The organism is Methanosarcina barkeri 3 (genome assembly GCF_000970305.1).
Classification (GTDB): domain Archaea; phylum Halobacteriota; class Methanosarcinia; order Methanosarcinales; family Methanosarcinaceae; genus Methanosarcina; species Methanosarcina barkeri_A.
In genome coordinates this window covers 4,506,571-4,524,042 of sequence record NZ_CP009517.1, presented here as the reverse complement: position 1 = coordinate 4,524,042, position 17,472 = coordinate 4,506,571, and the positions used below count along the sequence as shown (strand labels likewise).

Annotated in this window: 20 protein-coding genes and 1 tRNA gene; 16 read left to right on the top strand and 5 right to left on the bottom strand. The window is 38.7% G+C overall.

Annotated features, from left to right (window positions below; translation table 11 throughout):
- Window positions 1-374: 374 nt before the first annotated feature.
- The 10 genes from prf1 to MSBR3_RS18495 all read left to right on the top strand — a co-directional run bounded on the left by prf1 (window position 375) and on the right by MSBR3_RS18495 (window position 9,676).
- Complete coding sequence (gene prf1, locus MSBR3_RS18545) at window positions 375-1,622, top strand: peptide chain release factor aRF-1 (RefSeq protein WP_048109757.1); 1,248 nt, start codon at window positions 375-377, stop codon at window positions 1,620-1,622.
- Between the two features lie 448 nt (window positions 1,623-2,070).
- Window positions 2,071-3,780: an arginine--tRNA ligase gene (gene argS, locus MSBR3_RS18540; protein WP_048109755.1), complete on the top strand. Its 1,710-nt coding sequence runs from the start codon at window positions 2,071-2,073 to the stop codon at window positions 3,778-3,780.
- A gap of 395 nt (window positions 3,781-4,175) precedes the next feature.
- On the top strand, window positions 4,176-4,586 hold the full coding sequence (locus MSBR3_RS18530) for a hypothetical protein (RefSeq protein WP_048109754.1): 411 nt from the start codon (window positions 4,176-4,178) through the stop codon (window positions 4,584-4,586).
- Between the two features lie 339 nt (window positions 4,587-4,925).
- Window positions 4,926-5,639, top strand: coding sequence for a hypothetical protein (locus MSBR3_RS18525; protein WP_048109752.1), 714 nt, complete (start codon window positions 4,926-4,928; stop codon window positions 5,637-5,639).
- A 90-nt stretch (window positions 5,640-5,729) separates the two neighbouring features.
- Window positions 5,730-6,050, top strand: a complete 321-nt coding sequence (locus MSBR3_RS18520) for a hypothetical protein (protein ID WP_048109750.1) — start codon at window positions 5,730-5,732, stop codon at window positions 6,048-6,050.
- A gap of 102 nt (window positions 6,051-6,152) precedes the next feature.
- Window positions 6,153-6,617: a DUF6398 domain-containing protein gene (locus MSBR3_RS18515; protein WP_230627626.1), complete on the top strand. Its 465-nt coding sequence runs from the start codon at window positions 6,153-6,155 to the stop codon at window positions 6,615-6,617.
- A 196-nt stretch (window positions 6,618-6,813) separates the two neighbouring features.
- On the top strand, window positions 6,814-7,038 hold the full coding sequence (locus MSBR3_RS18510) for a DUF7557 family protein (protein WP_048109749.1): 225 nt from the start codon (window positions 6,814-6,816) through the stop codon (window positions 7,036-7,038).
- Window positions 7,039-7,065: 27 nt separating this feature from the next.
- Window positions 7,066-7,317 carry a type II toxin-antitoxin system RelE family toxin gene (locus MSBR3_RS18505; RefSeq protein ID WP_048109747.1) on the top strand — a complete coding sequence of 84 codons (252 nt, stop codon included), beginning with the start codon at window positions 7,066-7,068 and terminating at the stop codon, window positions 7,315-7,317.
- 154 nt (window positions 7,318-7,471) lie between these two features.
- A complete protein-coding gene (locus tag MSBR3_RS18500; protein WP_048109745.1) occupies window positions 7,472-8,518 on the top strand; it encodes a methionine synthase in 1,047 nt (348 codons plus the stop codon).
- A 123-nt stretch (window positions 8,519-8,641) separates the two neighbouring features.
- Window positions 8,642-9,676, top strand: coding sequence for a methionine synthase (locus MSBR3_RS18495; RefSeq protein WP_048109744.1), 1,035 nt, complete (start codon window positions 8,642-8,644; stop codon window positions 9,674-9,676).
- 450 nt (window positions 9,677-10,126) lie between these two features.
- Here MSBR3_RS18495 and MSBR3_RS18490 read toward each other — a convergent pair whose 3' ends face one another.
- Window positions 10,127-10,297, bottom strand: coding sequence for a ribbon-helix-helix domain-containing protein (locus MSBR3_RS18490; RefSeq protein WP_048109742.1), 171 nt, complete (start codon window positions 10,295-10,297; stop codon window positions 10,127-10,129).
- Window positions 10,298-10,728: 431 nt separating this feature from the next.
- A tRNA-Lys gene (locus MSBR3_RS18485) sits at window positions 10,729-10,802 on the bottom strand.
- 546 nt (window positions 10,803-11,348) lie between these two features.
- Between MSBR3_RS18485 and MSBR3_RS18480 the strand changes: the two genes are divergently transcribed.
- From MSBR3_RS18480 to MSBR3_RS18460, 5 genes are all read left to right on the top strand, one after another.
- Entirely contained in the window at window positions 11,349-11,555 is a 207-nt protein-coding gene (locus tag MSBR3_RS18480; protein ID WP_048109740.1) for a TRAM domain-containing protein, read from the top strand.
- A gap of 50 nt (window positions 11,556-11,605) precedes the next feature.
- Complete coding sequence (locus MSBR3_RS18475) at window positions 11,606-11,812, top strand: TRAM domain-containing protein (RefSeq protein WP_011306043.1); 207 nt, start codon at window positions 11,606-11,608, stop codon at window positions 11,810-11,812.
- A 51-nt stretch (window positions 11,813-11,863) separates the two neighbouring features.
- Window positions 11,864-12,070 carry a TRAM domain-containing protein gene (locus MSBR3_RS18470; protein WP_011033303.1) on the top strand — a complete coding sequence of 69 codons (207 nt, stop codon included), beginning with the start codon at window positions 11,864-11,866 and terminating at the stop codon, window positions 12,068-12,070.
- Between the two features lie 53 nt (window positions 12,071-12,123).
- Window positions 12,124-12,330 (top strand): TRAM domain-containing protein, encoded by a 207-nt coding sequence (locus MSBR3_RS18465; RefSeq protein WP_048109738.1) that lies wholly within the window; start codon window positions 12,124-12,126, stop codon window positions 12,328-12,330.
- A gap of 426 nt (window positions 12,331-12,756) precedes the next feature.
- Entirely contained in the window at window positions 12,757-13,209 is a 453-nt protein-coding gene (locus tag MSBR3_RS18460; protein WP_048109736.1) for a bactofilin family protein, read from the top strand.
- Between the two features lie 226 nt (window positions 13,210-13,435).
- Here the strand turns inward: MSBR3_RS18460 and MSBR3_RS18455 are convergent, their stop codons facing one another.
- From MSBR3_RS18455 to MSBR3_RS18445, 3 genes are all read right to left on the bottom strand, one after another.
- Window positions 13,436-14,200 carry an ABC transporter ATP-binding protein gene (locus MSBR3_RS18455; protein WP_048109734.1) on the bottom strand — a complete coding sequence of 255 codons (765 nt, stop codon included), beginning with the start codon at window positions 14,198-14,200 and terminating at the stop codon, window positions 13,436-13,438.
- Between the two features lies 1 nt (window position 14,201).
- The gene (locus tag MSBR3_RS18450) at window positions 14,202-14,987 is read right to left on the bottom strand and encodes an ABC transporter permease (protein WP_048109732.1); all 786 of its coding nucleotides are present in this window, start codon (window positions 14,985-14,987) and stop codon (window positions 14,202-14,204) included.
- 141 nt (window positions 14,988-15,128) lie between these two features.
- Window positions 15,129-16,151, bottom strand: coding sequence for an ABC transporter substrate-binding protein (locus tag MSBR3_RS18445; RefSeq protein WP_048109731.1), 1,023 nt, complete (start codon window positions 16,149-16,151; stop codon window positions 15,129-15,131).
- A gap of 533 nt (window positions 16,152-16,684) precedes the next feature.
- Here MSBR3_RS18445 and MSBR3_RS18440 point away from each other — a divergent pair.
- The gene (locus MSBR3_RS18440) at window positions 16,685-17,206 is read left to right on the top strand and encodes a helix-turn-helix domain-containing protein (RefSeq protein WP_048109730.1); all 522 of its coding nucleotides are present in this window, start codon (window positions 16,685-16,687) and stop codon (window positions 17,204-17,206) included.
- Window positions 17,207-17,472: the final 266 nt, after the last annotated feature.

The following is a 17,472-nucleotide window of genomic DNA, read 5'->3' as shown; positions in this document are numbered from 1 at the left end:
ATTCAGCTTTCGGTGAGATGGGCCTCGCTGTATGATTTGTCATTATCAAATCTTCTGTCACCCTTGTTAAATTAACCGATAAGCTAAACGAACAATGGACTGAGCAATAAAAATTACGAAGACGCCTCGTTTGAATATCAAAGTTGAAATTCTTATTTATATTTTCAAATTTGATAGAAAGTTTCAAAAATGCTAACCAGTCCAATTAAAACCCTCGACAGGCTCAGCAGTTTAAAATTATTCAATAATCTAAGTTAATTTATCTTAAATTTATCAATCTCGATTAAAAAGGTAATTTAAAATTCAATAATGGACTCAATCTCAAGTTTACCAGAAATATCAGAGTTTTGCTATCTTCATGGGGAATATTTAAAATGACTGAACAATCTGCACACGAAAAGTACGAATTTAAAAAGAAGCTTGAAAGCCTGAGGGATAAAAAGGGAAGAAGTACTGAACTGATTTCTCTTTATATCCCGCCTGACAAGCAAATTTTTGACGTTACAAACCAGTTAAAAGACGAGCACGGACAGGCTGCAAATATCAAGTCCAAGCTTACCAGGACTAACGTACAGGGAGCCATTGAATCTCTCCTTTCAAGGCTCAGATATCTTGACAAGGTTCCTGAAAACGGGATCGTTTATTTCACAGGGGCCGTGGATATTGGGGCCAACAAGACGAACATGGAGAGCGAAGTAATTGTCCCTCCGGAACCCATTACTGTTTATAAGTATCACTGCGACTCCTCTTTCTATCTTGAGCCCCTGGAGGATATGCTCAAGGATAAGGGTACGTTTGGACTTCTGGTGCTTGACCGCAGGGAAGCCACAGTAGGGCTTCTTGTCGGAAAACGGATCCAGGCCTTCCGCAACCTTACCTCAACCGTTCCGGGAAAACAGAGGAAAGGTGGTCAGAGTTCTCATCGTTTCCAGCAACTCAGGTTAATTGCTATCCATGAGTTCTATAAAAGGATAGGAGACGCCGCAAGTGAAATTTTCCTTGCTGTTGAGCCTAAAGATCTCAAAGGTATCCTGATAGGAGGCCCTTCTCCTACGAAGGAAGAATTTTATGCCGGGGAGTTCTTGCATCACGAGCTTATGAGAAAAATTCTTGGGCTCTTTGATACGGCTTACACTGACGAGTCCGGGCTCTCGGAACTTGTGAATGCTGCCGGAGATAAGTTACAGGATCTTGAGCTTATGGGGCAGAAGAATGCTGTCAGAGCCTTCTTTAAAGAACTTATTTCCGACTCAGGCAAAGTAGCCTATGGAGAAACACAGGTTAGGGCAAACCTTGAAATCAATGCTGTGGACATGCTTCTGCTTTCCGAAGATCTGCGGGCTGAAAGAGTAACCACTAGTTGCAGCGTTTGCGGATATGAAAATAAGTGGACACGGCGATGGAAACCCGGAGAATCTGCCCCTACAACGGGTAACTGTCCAAACTGTGGAGCTTCCCTTGAAGTTACGGACGTTACTGACATTGTTGACGAGCTTTCAGCCCTTGCTGACAAAAGCAACGCAAAAGTTGTTTTCGTATCTACTGATTTTGACGAAGGGTCACAACTTATGAACGCTTTCGGAGGCATTGCTGCAATTCTCAGGTATAGTACTGGAGTCTGATTTCATCCAGACTCCTAGCAAATACTTCTCCCAACAATTTTCAGCCAATAATTTTTATCCAACACTTTTTTAATTAAACTGCCCTTAGATCACTGGATTATAATTGGTAAATTAAAATAACTAAATCAAAAACAAACTAATACAGTTGAATTAAGTTTAGTGAATTAAGTTTAGTGAATTAAGTTAAGTGAATTAAGTTTAGTGAATTAAAACTGCAGAATTAAACTTAGTGAATCAGATTTAGTGAATTAAAACTGCAGGATTAAAACTAGTAAGTCAAACTTTATAAATTAAACTTAGTAAATTAAAACTAGTGAATTAAACCTATTGAATTAAAAGTAGCGAATCGAACTTTATAAATTAAACTTAGTAAATTAGAACTAATAAGTTAAACTCAGTAATCTTAAGGCTATTCCGTTGTTTTCGTAGTTTTCATAGGTGATTTATCTTGTTCCTGGAATTAAAAGCTCAGGCTACATCAATCTTAAAAGATGCTATCCAAAAGGCCGGACTTGAAATTGAAGATTCCGAACTTTATTTCGAAACCTCTTCTTACGCTGACCTCGCAAGCAGGGCTGCTTTCAGACTGGCAGGTCTGTACAAGCAAAACCCGAAAGAACTTGCAACTCGTATCGTTTCCGCAGTCGAAATTCCTGATGGTTCGTATATAGGAGAAGTAAGTGCTTCTGGCCCTTACATTAACTTCCATGCAAGCAGGCTCTATCTGGACAGAACGGTTACTACAGTTCTTGAAAAAGAGGAAAAATTTGGCTGTGGAGCCCCAAAGGATAAAATTTTACTTGAGCACACCTCAGCAAATCCTAATGGCCCCCTGCATGTAGGACACATCCGAAATTCCATTATCGGAGATACCCTTGCCCGTATTCTCAGGCGTGCAGGATACAATGTGGAGGTACAGTATTATGTCAATGATATGGGCCGTCAGATTGCAGTAGTTTCCTGGGCATGCGAACGTTTTGAGCTTGACCTTTCAAAAAAACCCGATTCTGCCATTGCTGATGTGTATATCAAAGCCAACGTCGAGCTGGATAAAAATCCGGAGTATGTAAAGGAAATCGATGCCCTTATGGAAAAGGTAGAAGTTGGGGATGTCAGGACGATTGATAGTTTCAATAACGCAGTTTCCCTGGCGATTTCCGGAATCAAGGAGACCTTGCTTCGTTTAAATGTTGTCCATGATAAATTTGTCAATGAATCCACTTTCCTTAAATCAGGCGCAGTACATGATATTGTCGAGCGGATCAAGGCGACCGGAAGGACTAAAACGGATAAAGGGGCTCTTGTAGTAGACCTTTCCGACTACGGGTTTAAAAAAACCCTTGTTATCCAGCGTTCAAACGGCACTTCTCTTTACACAACCAGAGATCTTGCTTACCATGAATGGAAAGCCGGGCAGGTAGACCGCATAATTGATGTTTTCGGAGCTGACCACAAGTTGATCTCAGGCCAGCTCAGGGCTACACTGAACGCAATTGGGATCAAGGAACCTGAGGTCGTCATCTTCGAGTTCGTCTCCCTTCCTGAAGGTTCAATGAGCACTCGTCGTGGGCAGTTCATAAGTGCGGATGATCTCTTTGACAGGGTTACGGAAGCTGCCCTTGAACAGGTAGAAACTCGCCGTCCAGAGACTTCTTGCGAGTTCAAGAAACAGGTTGCTGAAATGGTGGGAATTGGTGCGGTAAGGTACGATATAGTAAGAGTCTCTCCGGAAAAATCCACGGTTTTCAACTGGAAAGAAGCTCTGGACTTTGAGAAGCAGGGTGCTCCCTATATTCAGTACTCCCATGCCCGTGCCTGCAGTATTCTTGAGAAGGCGAAAGAAGAAGCTGCCTGGGACCCCTCTGCAAAAATCGAGCCTTCTCTACTTGTTGAGGATACCGAAATCGATCTTATCAAGAAAATGGCATTGTTTGACAGTATAATCGACCTTGCAGCTCGTGAACTCAAACCTCATGTACTTGCAATCTACGCCCGTGAACTCGCTGATGCTTTTAACCAGTTCTACCGCTTTGTCCCTGTAATTGCTGCTGAGGACGAAAAAACCAGGGTTTCAAGATTGGCTCTTGTGAACTGCGCAAGGATTGTGCTTGCAAACTCGCTTGATACACTTGGAATTGCAGCTCCAGAATCCATGTAAACTTTTCCTCTTTTTCCTTTTTCCTCTTTTTCCTTTTTCCTCTTTTTCCTTTTTCCTCTTTTTCCTTTTTCCTCTTTTTCCTTTTTCCTCTTTTTTCCTTTCTTCCTCTTTTTTCCTTTCTTCCTCTTTTTTCCTTTCTTCCTCTTTTTTCCTTTCTTCCTCTTTTTTCTCTTTTCTCTTTTCCTCTTTTTTCCTTTTTTCCTCTTTTTTTCTTATCTCTTTTCAATTTTACTTTTTTTACTGTTTATGAATATACGAGGTTCGATACTGCTGAATGCCGTCTAGAGAAGCTGACTATTGAAAATCACTTCTCCAATCATGTACAGAAAGCCAATGAGAAAAATATAAAATCTTTTGCAGCAAAAAGATAATTACAACTACTGCTGCAGGATATTATGACCACGATAAATGAAGCTTTTCGGATGTTCTTGAATGAACAGGAAGCTAGCTTGAAACCGGATGCTTTCCTGGATCTTGAAGATGTGATCCTTCTTTACGAGGAATTCCTTGAATTCAGTGCAGAAGATTCTTTTTCTGAAGAAGACAGGGAACTTTATAATGCCCGGCACGAACACGAGAACAAGAGTTACTGCGATATTTTCGGCCCTGAGCATCTCATTCCGTCAGGAATTAAGGAATTTCTCGACGATTATGTAGTTGAGGTCGGAGGAGGCAAGAAATTCACGGGGACAGCTGTAAAAATCCTTGAAAAATTCTTTGAATGGGCTCAGGAAAAAGGTTACATTGACGAGAAAGCTTTTGAAGTAAACAGTGAGGTTCTCAGGAAGTATAAAAAAAGGTACTGATGCCACATGATCAATAAAAATGTCGTATAAAATCAGTTGCAATTATTCAGACTCATTGAATCTTTGAGGATTGATGAGACACCAGAAAATGTTTTGAAGAGAAATATGTATTAGAAGAGCCTTTTTCTGGAATAGAGGTCTGAGAAGCCTATTTTCAGATAGTCCTTTTCTTTTTTTGCTTATTCTGTTAATCCCGTTAGTTCTGTTGATTCCATTTATTTCGTTTATTTCTCAAACCTTTAGAGGTTCTTTCTCCTGTAGGGGAGAGTAGGCCGGAAACTCTCAAAAGCAGGGCAAAATCTTGAAAAATTGGAAGAACAATCATCTTCTAGAACTACCATGAAGACGATAGGTGAAGCTTTTCTGGAATTTTTAGAAGAGCAAAAAAGAGAGCTGAGTCCCAGGACTTATCAGGACTATGAAAATTTAATCTCTCTTTTTGAGGAATATCTTGACGTTTGTGCTTTCGACGACCTTTATGAAGAGGATCAGAAGCTCTATAAAGAGAAGCAGAAAAGCGAGCATAAAGAATACTGCCAGGTTTTTGACCTTGCGTATATTGCGCCTTTAGATATTGAATATTTCCTTGAGGATTATCTGATTAATGATTTTGGAGGGAGAGCGGCTTTCGTTGAAACTTCGCGGCGTTTTTTCCGCAAATTCCTGTCCTGGGCTTATGAAAAAGACTACCTTGATCCAGAGCACTATAGTGAATTTGCTGAGATTGTCGGGAATATAAGAAAAAAAGGGAAAAAGACTGCTTCTCAGGTTCAGAAATTTGGCAGTTTGCTCTGCGATTATGTAGACGCATATCAGGCTGAAGAGAGTTCAGAGTGGAAAGGGGGAGATTTTGAGATAAGGAGGATCGAACCCGGAAAGTTATGGGTAGAGGATTATCTGGATCCTTACAGAGAAATTGGGCCTGTTAAGGTTTCGGAAGAGGTGAGTTCGCTGGCAAAGGTAGGCTGGTACCTTAACTTCGGAATAGTAAAAGTCGGGGACTTCTGGCAGATAGTATATGTAGAGGGAGTTTCTTCCCGCTGTCCTTATTGAAAAGCTCAGCACTTTCTGGAATTATTAAATATTTCCGGGGATTTTCTAACGAAATTTAATCTCAAAGAGAAGAGCTGTAAGGTCGATAAAATGAAAACAATAGTCAGTAGATCAATTCGTGAAATTTTAGAGGAATTCCTGTCTGAACAGCAAGCCCGCCTGAGTTCTAAAACCTCTTCGTGGTATGAAGAAGCGATTTATTATTTTGAAGAATATCTCAACGGTTGGGCTCATCCTGTTAAAGATTATTCTGAAACTCTGGATAATTTCTTTATTATTACCGGGATTAAACCCGGAAAACACTGGTTTGAGAGTTTTTCTGACGGAAGGCACATCGGACCTGTGCCTGTTCTATGCTTTCTACGGAATTCAATGAGAACTGGATTTTCTTTGGGTTTTGAAAAATTGTAAAGTATATCTATAATTATATCTAGAAGATCTATAACTCTATCTAGAAGATAAACTATGAGCGACCGCGAACTTGTGCAACAAAAGAAAGACACTCTTATCTAGATGACAGACGGATTTGCAGATAGCTACCTTGATGAAGACTATAAAATACTGTGTCAAAAACTAATCAATAAAATGAGCCGGAAAAGGCAGGTACCTTTTCTTTCAGGAAGGTTAGATATTTGGGCTGCTGCAGTGGTTTATGCACTTGGGCAGATCAACTTTCTTTTTGATAGAAGTTTCGAGCCCTACGTAAGTGCTACTAATCTCTGTGATTATTTTGGGGCAAGCCAGAGCACAGTCTCCCAGAAAGCAAAGAAAATCCGCGATATGTTCAAAATGGGATATTTTAATGAGGAGTTCTCCACAGAAAGGGTGCAAAAAGACAATCCTTTTAATAATCTCGTAATGATCAATGGGTTAATTGTCCCTGTTTCTGCTGTTTTGAAAGTCTTAGAGAAAAAAGAATCTAAATTGCAGACAGAACTTGAATTGGAAGATGAAGATCTTGAAACCGAAGAAAAATGAGTCACGATTTCATTTTCTATTTCTTTAACCCACTTTCTTTAACCCACTTTCTTTAACCCAATTTCTTTAACTGTACTTGAGAATCTTCAGTATTTTATCCACTCTAATCGATTTATATTTATGTCAATTTCTCGCTATAGTTTGTTATAACTGATTATAACAAACTATAAGTAAATCTCTCTGTATAGAGTAAAACATGGCTGAGACAACAACCATTCAAGTGAAACAGAGCACTAAAGAAGCTCTTGAAAAAATGAAGATCTATAAGCGGGAAACTTACAACGAGGTACTTGAGCGGTTACTGGAAGAAGTCCAGGAACTAAATGAGGAAACGAAAAAAGAAATCGAACTTGCCCGAAAAGCTGTTAAGGAAGGCAGATACATAACACATGAAGATTTAAAAAAAGAGATAGGTTTCTAAGAAGCTGATTCTAAGAGCGAGATTTTGATGCACTACCAAATCATCTGGTCTGACCCTGCGGTCAATCAGCTCAGAAAACTTGATCATCAGCTGGCAAAACGCATTTTTCATAAGGTCTCTGAGTTGAAGGAGGATCCGTTTCGCTATGTAACAAAATTAGCCGGGTCTCCAAATTATCGTTTGAGGGTCGGTGACTATAGAGTAATCCTGGAGATTCAGGGCAGATGCTTGAAAATACTCGTGCTTAAAATTGGGCACCGACGGGATATCTATAAATAAAATCTGCTTTTCTCCTTTACTTTGACTTCTTTACTTTGACTTCTTTACTTTGACTTCTTTACTTTGACTTCTTTACTTTGACTTCTTTACTTTGAATTTCCCCTCAAATCAATTCCAATACATATAATACTTGATACTGTCTTACATAACAGGCATGCAAGATATTACTTTTATTGATGGAGGCAGCCTTCCCATGCCTGAAGGTATTACAAGGGAATGGGTGAAGACTGCGGCTGAAAACCGGGATGAAGACGAGAAACTTTTTTCTATGGTAAGGGATGCTTTCCGGAGGAAAATCGATGTGGGAATACATGTACCCACTTATCCTCAGTTCAGGGATATGATAGGACAATTTCTGGACATTATTAAAGATGAAAAGAACTGTTATGAGCCTTATGTACTGAAAGAGGAAAATGCAAAGATCCTTGAGCTGGAGATAATTGACGAGGTTGCAAAACAGTACAGGGAAGAGACAGGAAAAATGCTTGAAGTCAGGGTTTGTGTTGGAGGTCCGACAGATCTCTACCTCCAGGCCTTTGGAGCAACGGGTTATGCGGACGCTTATCATATCCTTGCATTGGATATTGAAGATTTTATAAAACAGGCATTTGTAGCTGCGAAAAATTTCAAAATAAAGGTCATAGCTCTGGATGAGCCGAGTCTCGGGATAAATGACAGAATCCAGTTTTCTGACGCCAATATAATCTCTGCTCTCACAGTCGCTTCTACCTACGCCCGGAAACAGGGAGCTGATGTGGAAATTCATCTGCATTCACCGTTAAAATACAAACTTGTCTGCGAGACCCCAATTAATGTCATCGGTTTTGAGTATGCGGCAACTCCTTCTTACCTTAACCTTCTGGATAAAAAAGTGCTCGAGGATTCAAATACTTATGTCAGGCTCGGAGTTTCGAGAACCGATATTTCCAGTCTTATAGGTATTATCAACGAAAATTATGGGGTCAATGTCTGGAAGGAAAAGGAGTACATGCAAAAAATCGTTACTGACCTGGAAACTTCCGATGTAGTTAAAAAGAGGCTTGAAACGGCATACTCTGTCCTTGGAGACCGGATAAAGTATGCAAGTCCGGACTGTGGGCTGGCTTTCTGGCCGGATCAGGAACTTGCCTTCAAACTTCTAGAAAACACAGCAAAAGGCATTAATGAGTTTAATGCAGAGAAGAAAAAACAGGGAGAATAAACCTTTTAATTCTCAAGTGATCGAATAACCGAACAAAACTTAAGTTTTTCCAAAAGGTCTCTTTTTTTATATTTTTTCTGTCTTTCCAATAACGCTAAATCCTTACAGGTCTACTAAGAGGATATGGAAGAAATCATCTTTGACGATATTGGGAGTTATCCCCTTCCTGAAGGAGTCAGTAAGGAATGGGTCCAAAATGCCTTTAAAACGAGAACCGAAGATGAGAAACTCTTTACGGTAATCAATGACGCCTTTCAGCAAAAAGTAGATGCAGGTGTTGATATTCCTACCTATCCTCAGTATCAGGATATGAATGAGCAGTTCCTGAGGATTATTCGAGACTCTAATTGCTGTGACAGCCCATTTGAGGTAAAACTTGAGTGCGCCAGGATTGAGGAACTTGAGGCTATAGAGAAGGTTGCAAAAGCCTATAAGGAAAGAGTCGGAGAGACACTCAAGGTTCGGGTCTGTGTAACGGGTCCAACTGAACTTTATCTGAAGGAATTCGGAGGTACACGGTATACTGATATCTATTCTCTTTTTGCAAAAAGCGTGAATAACTTTGTAAGAAATTCCATGCGATCTGCAAAAAATTTCAAAATTGCAACAGTTTCTATTGATGAACCAAGTATAGGGCTGAACCCTGAGCTTGCTTTTGATGAGAACGATATTATTTCTGCTCTTACCAGCGCTTCAAAAGCTGCCAGCAAGTGGGGAGCCGATGTACAGATTCACCTTCATTCTCCTCTCTACTATAACCTTGCCTGTCAAGTCCCCACAATAAACGTCATAGGAGTAGAATCCGCAGGCACGCCCTCTTATCTGGAATTGATAGACAAGAAAACTCTGGAGGATACGGACTCTTTCCTGAGGCTTGGGATTGCAAGAACTGACATCTACACCCTGGCAGGCATCATTAGTGAAAAGTACTGTACTAACGTCTGGAAAGATCAACAATATCTTCCAGAAATTGTTAGCGGGCTTGAGACCCCAGCTACTATAACTAAGAGACTGAAGGTGTACTACAGGCGTTTTGGCAATCTGATAAAGTATGTAGGTCCTGATTGCGGGCTAGGCTCCTGGCCTAACCAGAAAATAGCTTTCATCTTGCTTTCCAATGTAGCTCAGGGTATAAAAGACTTCAGGGAATCTCTCTGATCCTTATTTTTTTATAGCTTCTATATGAAATTTATTTTAAAAATTCATGACCTAAAAGGCCATAGCCTGAGAGAGCAGGCTTCGTTTTTCCTTCCAGTAGAAGCTATCCAATAAGCCTGGATTTCTCAAAAAATAGTCGACAGATATCAAAGCACAGTGGAAATAAAGGGGTACTTTTATAATGTTTTTACTTTTTCTTTTATTTTTATTCTTTTAATCAAATTTAATTAGTTTTTAATCACTTTTCTGATTACTTTTCCGCTTGCTTTTTTGATTGATTTTTTGATTGATTTTATGATTGATTTTTTGATTGATTTTATGATTGATTTTTTGATTGATTTTATGATTGATTTTTTGATTGATTTTTTGATTGATTTTATGATTGATTTATGATTTATGATTGATTTTGTAATTGGTCTTCACAGTTAACTTCCGTTTCCAAATTTTTAATTACTTCTCGAGTCTCCCATGCCTTCTATCGATCTCGTCCATCATATCTAGCATTTTTCGAATAGCGGTTCGGATAGCATCAGATTGACTGACAAATTTTTTATTATCTCCTACATGCTTGTTGAGGTCATCCAGAAGTTCTTGAGGAATTTCAACGCTTACTTTTGGCATTAGAGCTGCACCTATGAGATATTTTATATATTTAAGGTTTACTTAGCAGTTTTCAACTGCTGATTTTTAGTAATTAATCGTTTTAAATATATAACTGATATTTTAATAAGGAAATTATCCAAAACTAATTTTACCTTCAAATTAGTAAAATTTTAAAATTATTTTTGTGGTTGAAGATTCATTGGTTATGCGGATCTTGTACTTAGAGAAGCAATTTTGAGTTTTAGGATTAGCTTATAACCTAATTACTGAGAGTATACCTAAAATTAGTTAAATAATACCAAAATCAATAAAAGAATTTTTAAAATAAGTAAAATAATACTCAAAATCAGTGTTTAAAATAAGTAAAATAATACTCAAAATCAGTGTTTAAAATAAGTAAAATAATGCTCAAAATCAGTGAAAAAATTCTCAAAAATAGATTACGATAGCGGGCCCGAAGGGATTTGAACCCCCGGCCTATGGATTAAGAGTCCATCGCTCTGCCTGACTAAGCTACGGGCCCACACATTGTTTTTCTTATTGAGCGAACGATTCTCACAATGGAGCTTTAATTATTTATAGGTTTCGGTATAATCCATTATCCTTCTAATCTTTTCGAAATTGAACCCTAATTTATAAAATTTACTCGGGCTTTCTTTGAAAAAAATCTTCCTCAGAAATCTTTAAGTTTAATAGAGAAATATTTTTTTATTCATAGTAATTTTATTTTTTTAATGAATTGTCCTTGTTTGCGTATCTTTGAAATTAGAAATCAGAAGTCTTATAACTAGGGATTGAACGTTTTTCAAACTTCATTATTTTTCTTTTTTCACAGACAAGAAAGCAAAACGTTATATACAAGCGAATATGAGTATGACCAATTAATTGACTTATCCGAAGCTCTGTTGGGGATCAGTTAATCAAATAGATTAAGTAGAAAATAGATTAAGTAGAATGTGTACTTCCTGAATTTGGGTTTTCAAGTTTGGTTTGTTAAGTACTGCTTTTACTCTTTTCTGTCGATGGAGCTTTCTTAAGCTAATTAATAGAAGTTAAAGGAATGAATGTAATGTTTAAAGATGAACGTGCTCCTGTGCCCATTGAAGAGGGCGAAACCTACGATGTAACTATTCAGGATATTGCTCGCCAGGGAGACGGCATTGCCCGTATCGAAGGTTTTGTAGTTTTTGTCCCGAATACGAGTGTTGGCGATGAAGTCCAGATTAAGATCGAAAGAGTACTTCCCAAATTTGCGTTTGCAAGCATTGTCGAGTAAACGTGGGAAATAAAGAATTACGTTGAAAGTAAATTAAAGGAATGGTTTTTATGTTCAGAGAAGAAAGTCGCTCAGTCCCTGTCGAAGAGGGCGAAGTCTACGATGTAACAATTCAGGACATTGCTCGTCAGGGAGACGGCATCGCTCGTATTGAGGGTTTTGTAGTCTTTGTCCCGGGCACCAAAGTTGGTGACGAGGTTCGGATTAAAGTCGAGAGAGTACTTCCCAAATTTGCATTTGCAAGCGTTGTCGAGTAAATGCAGGAAAATAAAGAATCACATTGAAAGTAAATTAAAGGAATGGTTTTCATGTTCAGAGAAGAAAGTCGCTCAGTCCCTGTCGAAGAGGGCGAAGTCTACGATGTAACAATTCAGGACATTGCTCGTCAGGGAGACGGCATCGCACGTATTGAAGGTTTTGTTATCTTTGTCCCGGGCACCAAAGTTGGAGACGAAGTCCGGATTAAAGTCGAGAGAGTTCTTCCCAAGTTTGCATTTGCAAGCGTTGTCGAGTAAATACAGGAAATAAATCATATCAACTTCAATTTAAGTCATTAGGAATGGTTTTCATGTTCAGAGACGAAAGTAGCTCTGTTCCTGTTGAAGAAGGCGAAGTTTACGATGTAACTATCCAGGACATCGCTCGTCAGGGAGATGGCATTGCTCGTATTGAAGGTTTTGTTATCTTTGTCCCAGGCACCAAAGTTGACGATAACGTCCGGATTAAAATCGAAAGGGTTCTCCCCAAATACGGTTTCGCCAGCCTCGTTGAATAAGCAGGATCATTTCAAACGAGAAAAACCGAGACTGAAAAATGATATCTATATCTAATTCTTCAGTCTCTTTTCCATTCACATACATTAATTACACTCCGGATACTTTACTACCGGAATTATTTTTCTTATAATTCGTATTTTACTTTTATCGGTACTTTTATCCGGTTGTTTCCTTTTCAGCTTATTTTGATATGTTTATGTTTCTCAGTTTATTTTGATAGGATTTATTTTTCGCTTATTTTTTAGCATGTAGTTTATGCTTTAGTTACTTGTTCACGGCGTCTGATAGTGAACATTCGATGCTGTTAAATAATAGATATTCAATCATACTTTGGAAATTCAATTAACAAAATTTTTGTAAATGCCTTGCAGAACAAGTATTTGCTTTATATCTATAACCGGGAGAGTAGCCCGGAGTGATTTCTAATGGTTAGTTTTATCAAGTACCACCCCAGGTCCAATACTTACGTTATTGAAAAACGAGCTTTTCTTTATGAGAATCTTACTCTGGATGGCAACGTAATTGTCGGGCAGGAAGTGAAGTTTTGGAAGAACCTCACAGTAACTGGCAGGCTTGAACTCGGAAAAGGTTCGGTTGTTAGAGGCAATGTAAAAGCCAGAAGTGCTCTTGTCTGTTCAAGGGCAAAAATTCTGGGTAACATAGAAACAATTTCTGAGCTTTTCCTTCTCGATAAAGCCAAAATAAGCGCTGCAGCCTGCCAGGGAGATATCCGCGTCAGGCCGGGGTGCGTCATTGACTCCGTAAAAGCAGATGGTACGCTTGAGATTGTTGGAAAAGCTCTTGTCAGGAAAGTAGAGCCATTAACGAAAGTTGTTATTCGGGGTGAAGAACAATCGGTTTTTCCAACAAACTTTTAACTTTTATTCCCTTTTTATTCTCTTTCCCTTTTTTATTCTTTTTCCCTTTTTTATTCTCTTTCCCTTTTTTATTCTTTTTCCCTTTTTATTCTTTTTCCCTTTTTTATTCTCTTTTCCTCAGTTCTTTCTATTTTTTATTCTCTTTTCATCTCTCTTTCTCATTCTTTGCCTTTACGACTGTGTATTTACTTAGTTTTTTTCAAAATGGTACTTTACCTAGTATACTTTACTTGTGGAACCTTTCTTCTTCCAGAAGTTTCAAGACACGATCCCTCAAAAGGTTAACCTCGTGACTTGTCCTGGAGCGTGGTCGAGGAAGGTCTACTTCTACAATCTCTTTTATTCTTCCCGGTCTTGCGGTCATTACCACTATCTTGTCCGAAAGAACAACTGCTTCATCCACACTATGAGTTACGAAAAGAAAGGTCACGTTTTTTTGTTCCCATATCTTCAGAAGTTCATCCTGGAGGATATTTCTAGTTTGGGCATCCAGGGCTCCAAAAGGCTCGTCCATAAGAAGGACTTCGGGCTCATTTGCAAGGGCTCGTGCAATGGCTGCACGCTGCTGCATACCTCCGGAAAGTTCATATGGATAGCTATTTTTGAACTGCTCCAGGCCAACAAGGTCTATATATTTCTCCACCTGTTTCCTGGCTTCAGTCTTACTGATTCCCTGCATTTCAAGCCCAAAAGTAACATTATCGATAACTGTTCTCCAGGGAAATAATGAATATTGCTGAAACACCATTCCTCTTTTGGGGTCCGGGCCCGTTATAGGAATTCCATTGAGTGTAATTTCTCCTGAAGTCTGGGTTTCAAGTCCAGCAATTATACGAAGCAGAGTGGTTTTTCCACAGCCAGAGGGCCCCAGAAGGCAGATAAACTCCCCATCTTCAACATCAAAGCTAACTTCATGAAGAGCTTCCATACTACCGTTATCTTCTTTTTTAGTAAAGACACGTGAAACATTTTTTACATTTACTCTGCCCATCTTATACCACAGTTCCTGATGTCCATCTCAGTAGTTTTGCGTCTACATAATACCTGAAGAAACGGTCAATTAAAAGGCCAACAAATCCGAGCAGCAACATATAGACAAGTACGAAATCCATCCTGTGCATGTAGTAATTGTGCCATATCTCATATCCGAGTCCGCTGTCACTCCCAAACATTTCTGCAGCTACAAGGCACATCCAGCCTACACCCATAGCAATTCTGATTCCTGCAACAATTGATGGCATAGCTGAGGGAATTGCAATATAACGTATAAGATCCAGGTTTCGGGTACAACCAAGAACTCTTGCGGCTTCAACATAAACTTTTGGTACGTTCTTAAAGCCAGTATATGTATTGATAATGATTGGAAAGACCATACCTGCAAACACAACAAAGCCTGCAGCCTGGTGGGTAAGCCCAAACCATATGATGGCAAAGGGAATCCAGGCAATTGGGGGGATAGGACGTAATATCTCTATTATAGGGTCGGCTGCTCTATTTACTTTTTTGAACCATCCCATGGCTATTCCAAGGGGAATTCCGATTACAAAAGCGCCAGCAATACCAATTGAAAAGTTAATTAGGCTTGTGAATATATCTGTAAAAATTAGCCCACTCTTTACAATTGCAGAAAAAGAGATTATCACATCATAAAAACTAGGCAGCTTAAATTTATTCTGTACAATCACGTCTGCTGCAAGCTGCCATATTGCAATTGCAACTATGAGAGATAATGCTTCAATGCCTTTTTCTTTGGTTGTTTTTATGAAGTTAATGTTCATGTCTAATTAAAAGGATTCTTACTTTTTTATCTTTCCGGCAGACTTCATTTTTCAAAACAAAAATAAGGGTTTAACTGCCTCCTATAAAGCCAGGGCAGTTTAATACCTTATTCAATTTCTATCTTTTAGTCATTCTCGTCTTTATTTCTCACTCATGGCTTTGTCATAGAAGCTTGTATCAAAGATTTCTTCCTTGGTCAGGGATTTTGGAATATAACCAAGTTCATACTGAACCTCTGAGTAATTGACAGATGAGTTTTCAATCAAGGCTGGGTCTGTAATCCAGGCTCCATCCCATTCCTGAAGAGATTTCTTTACAGTGTCAAGATCCTCTGTGGTTTTGTTTGAATAAATCTTGGCAGCTTCGTCCATATGTGCCTGGTTATACTCGGTTGCCTTAATATGGGTCTTTACAACCTGCTCCACAATCTCGGGGTGCTCTCTTATAAGTTTTCCACTTACGACAAGTACACAGCAAGCATGGTTTCCTTCCATTTCTCCAGATTGCACTATGGTACGCCCAATATTTTCTTTTTCTACAACTGCCGGAGATGGATGAGGCAGGAATACAGCATCAACCTGTTTAGCTGAAATAGCGGTGACAGCGTCTCCTGGTGTCATTCCAAGGATTGTCACATCTTTTTCAGGATCAAGCCCATTTTTCTGGAGCCAGCTTCTTAGCAGGGTATCCTGAATAGTTCCCGGTGGGTAAGTAGCGATCTTAAGACCCTTTAAGTCTTGAGGGCTTCCGTATTTGTGATCATTACGAAGAACAAGACTTGAACCGTTTATCTGCACAGGTGCAACAATCTTTGCATCAAGTCCCTGGCTGAGAGCTGTAATTACAGGGGCTGCTCCAACATAGGCAACATCCAGATCCCCAGCTAGCATTGCCTGCATTTCAGGGGCTCCTGTAGGAAACTGATATTCTTTAATTTTCGTAATCCCATATGGTGCAAGGTCTGCTTTCCACCATCCTTTTTCAGCTGCAGTCATATATGCAATCTGGTGGGTACTTGGCTGATATCCAATGTTCAGCTCAGTAAGTGTAGAGGTCTCATTAACTCCGCTTTCATTACTGTTATCATCGTTAGATGCGCAGCCAGAGACGAAAATTGATGTGACCATTAATAAAACAAGTGCAATTATGCTTAATTTCTTCAAAGTTTCACCTCGATACTCTTAGAACTGGTAATAATCTTATTGATAATTACTTATGTTACTGACAATTACTTATGTTACTGACAATTACTTATGTTACTGACAATTACTTATGTTACTGACAATTATTCCTATATTAACAATAGTCCATATACTGATATTGATCCATATAATAGTAACTTTCATAACTTAAAATGGCACCTTAAAATGTAGTTTTTTGGAAGCGTACCCTCCTATTGAAAAATCAACAAATTTCTAGTTTTTTGTCAGCTTTCCATAAACTATCCATAAACTCTTTTACAATAAAGTTTATTTTTCTTCAGATAAGAATCCTGGTAAAAATAAAAAATAAATACCTAACGGTGTATTAATATTTTTACACTTCCTATATATAATCTCTCAAAGAAGCCTTGATTATATCCCAAATGTATTAATATATCTGGATATATTTTCTCATTAAGGACTAAATTTCCTGTGAAATGTAGAATATTTTCCGTTGTAAAAAATTCTTTACGGAATTTAAAAGGTTGAATTTTATGAATGTTGCAGACAAAGTTATCAAATCCGCGTTCGAGTCCGATGAGGTTTTCCAAAAAACGCTTTCCACTGTAATAAAAGAGGATCTTAATCTTACTGCAGTGGATTTCGCCAAAAAAGCAAATATCCCTCCGAGTACCCTTTATAAAATCCTGTCAGGGAACCGGGATCCCAATATTAAAACTCTCCGTCAGATCGTGAAAACCATCCGTGATATTAAAGAAACAGACAGTGGAGATTTTATAGCTGTGATTGCAACTCGCTCAGTGCTTGATAACATTGTAGAAACAAAGAAAAAGATAGCTGGTAGGCTGGTCACAATCAGGGAATACTCGGCAACCTCAATGGAAGAAGCCATAATAGCAGCCGTTAACGCTGAAAGAGATGGAGCAAAAGCCCTTGTTTGCGCTCCTATAGTGAGCCCTACAGTTGAAAAGATCCTCAACATTCCAGTAACAACCATGATCCCGAAGAACAGCCTTATAGTTGCTATCGAACTTGCGCTCAAAAAGATGGAGTAAAACTACATCTAGCACTAGAAGCAAATGCTGCTTCGCCGGAACAAAAAATTTCCTGAAATGAAAAACACTGAATATCTGTCAGCAAAACTCTAAAAGGCTGTGAACTTAAACCAAATAAATTCTGAAAGACTGTGAACTTAAACCAAATAAATTCTGAAAGAATGCTGACTTAAATCAAGTTTGAATAGTTTTTTAAAAATAGAAAAATTCCGCGTTTGGATTAACGCGGAATTTTATTTCTGAATTCTTTATTTCTGAATTCTTTA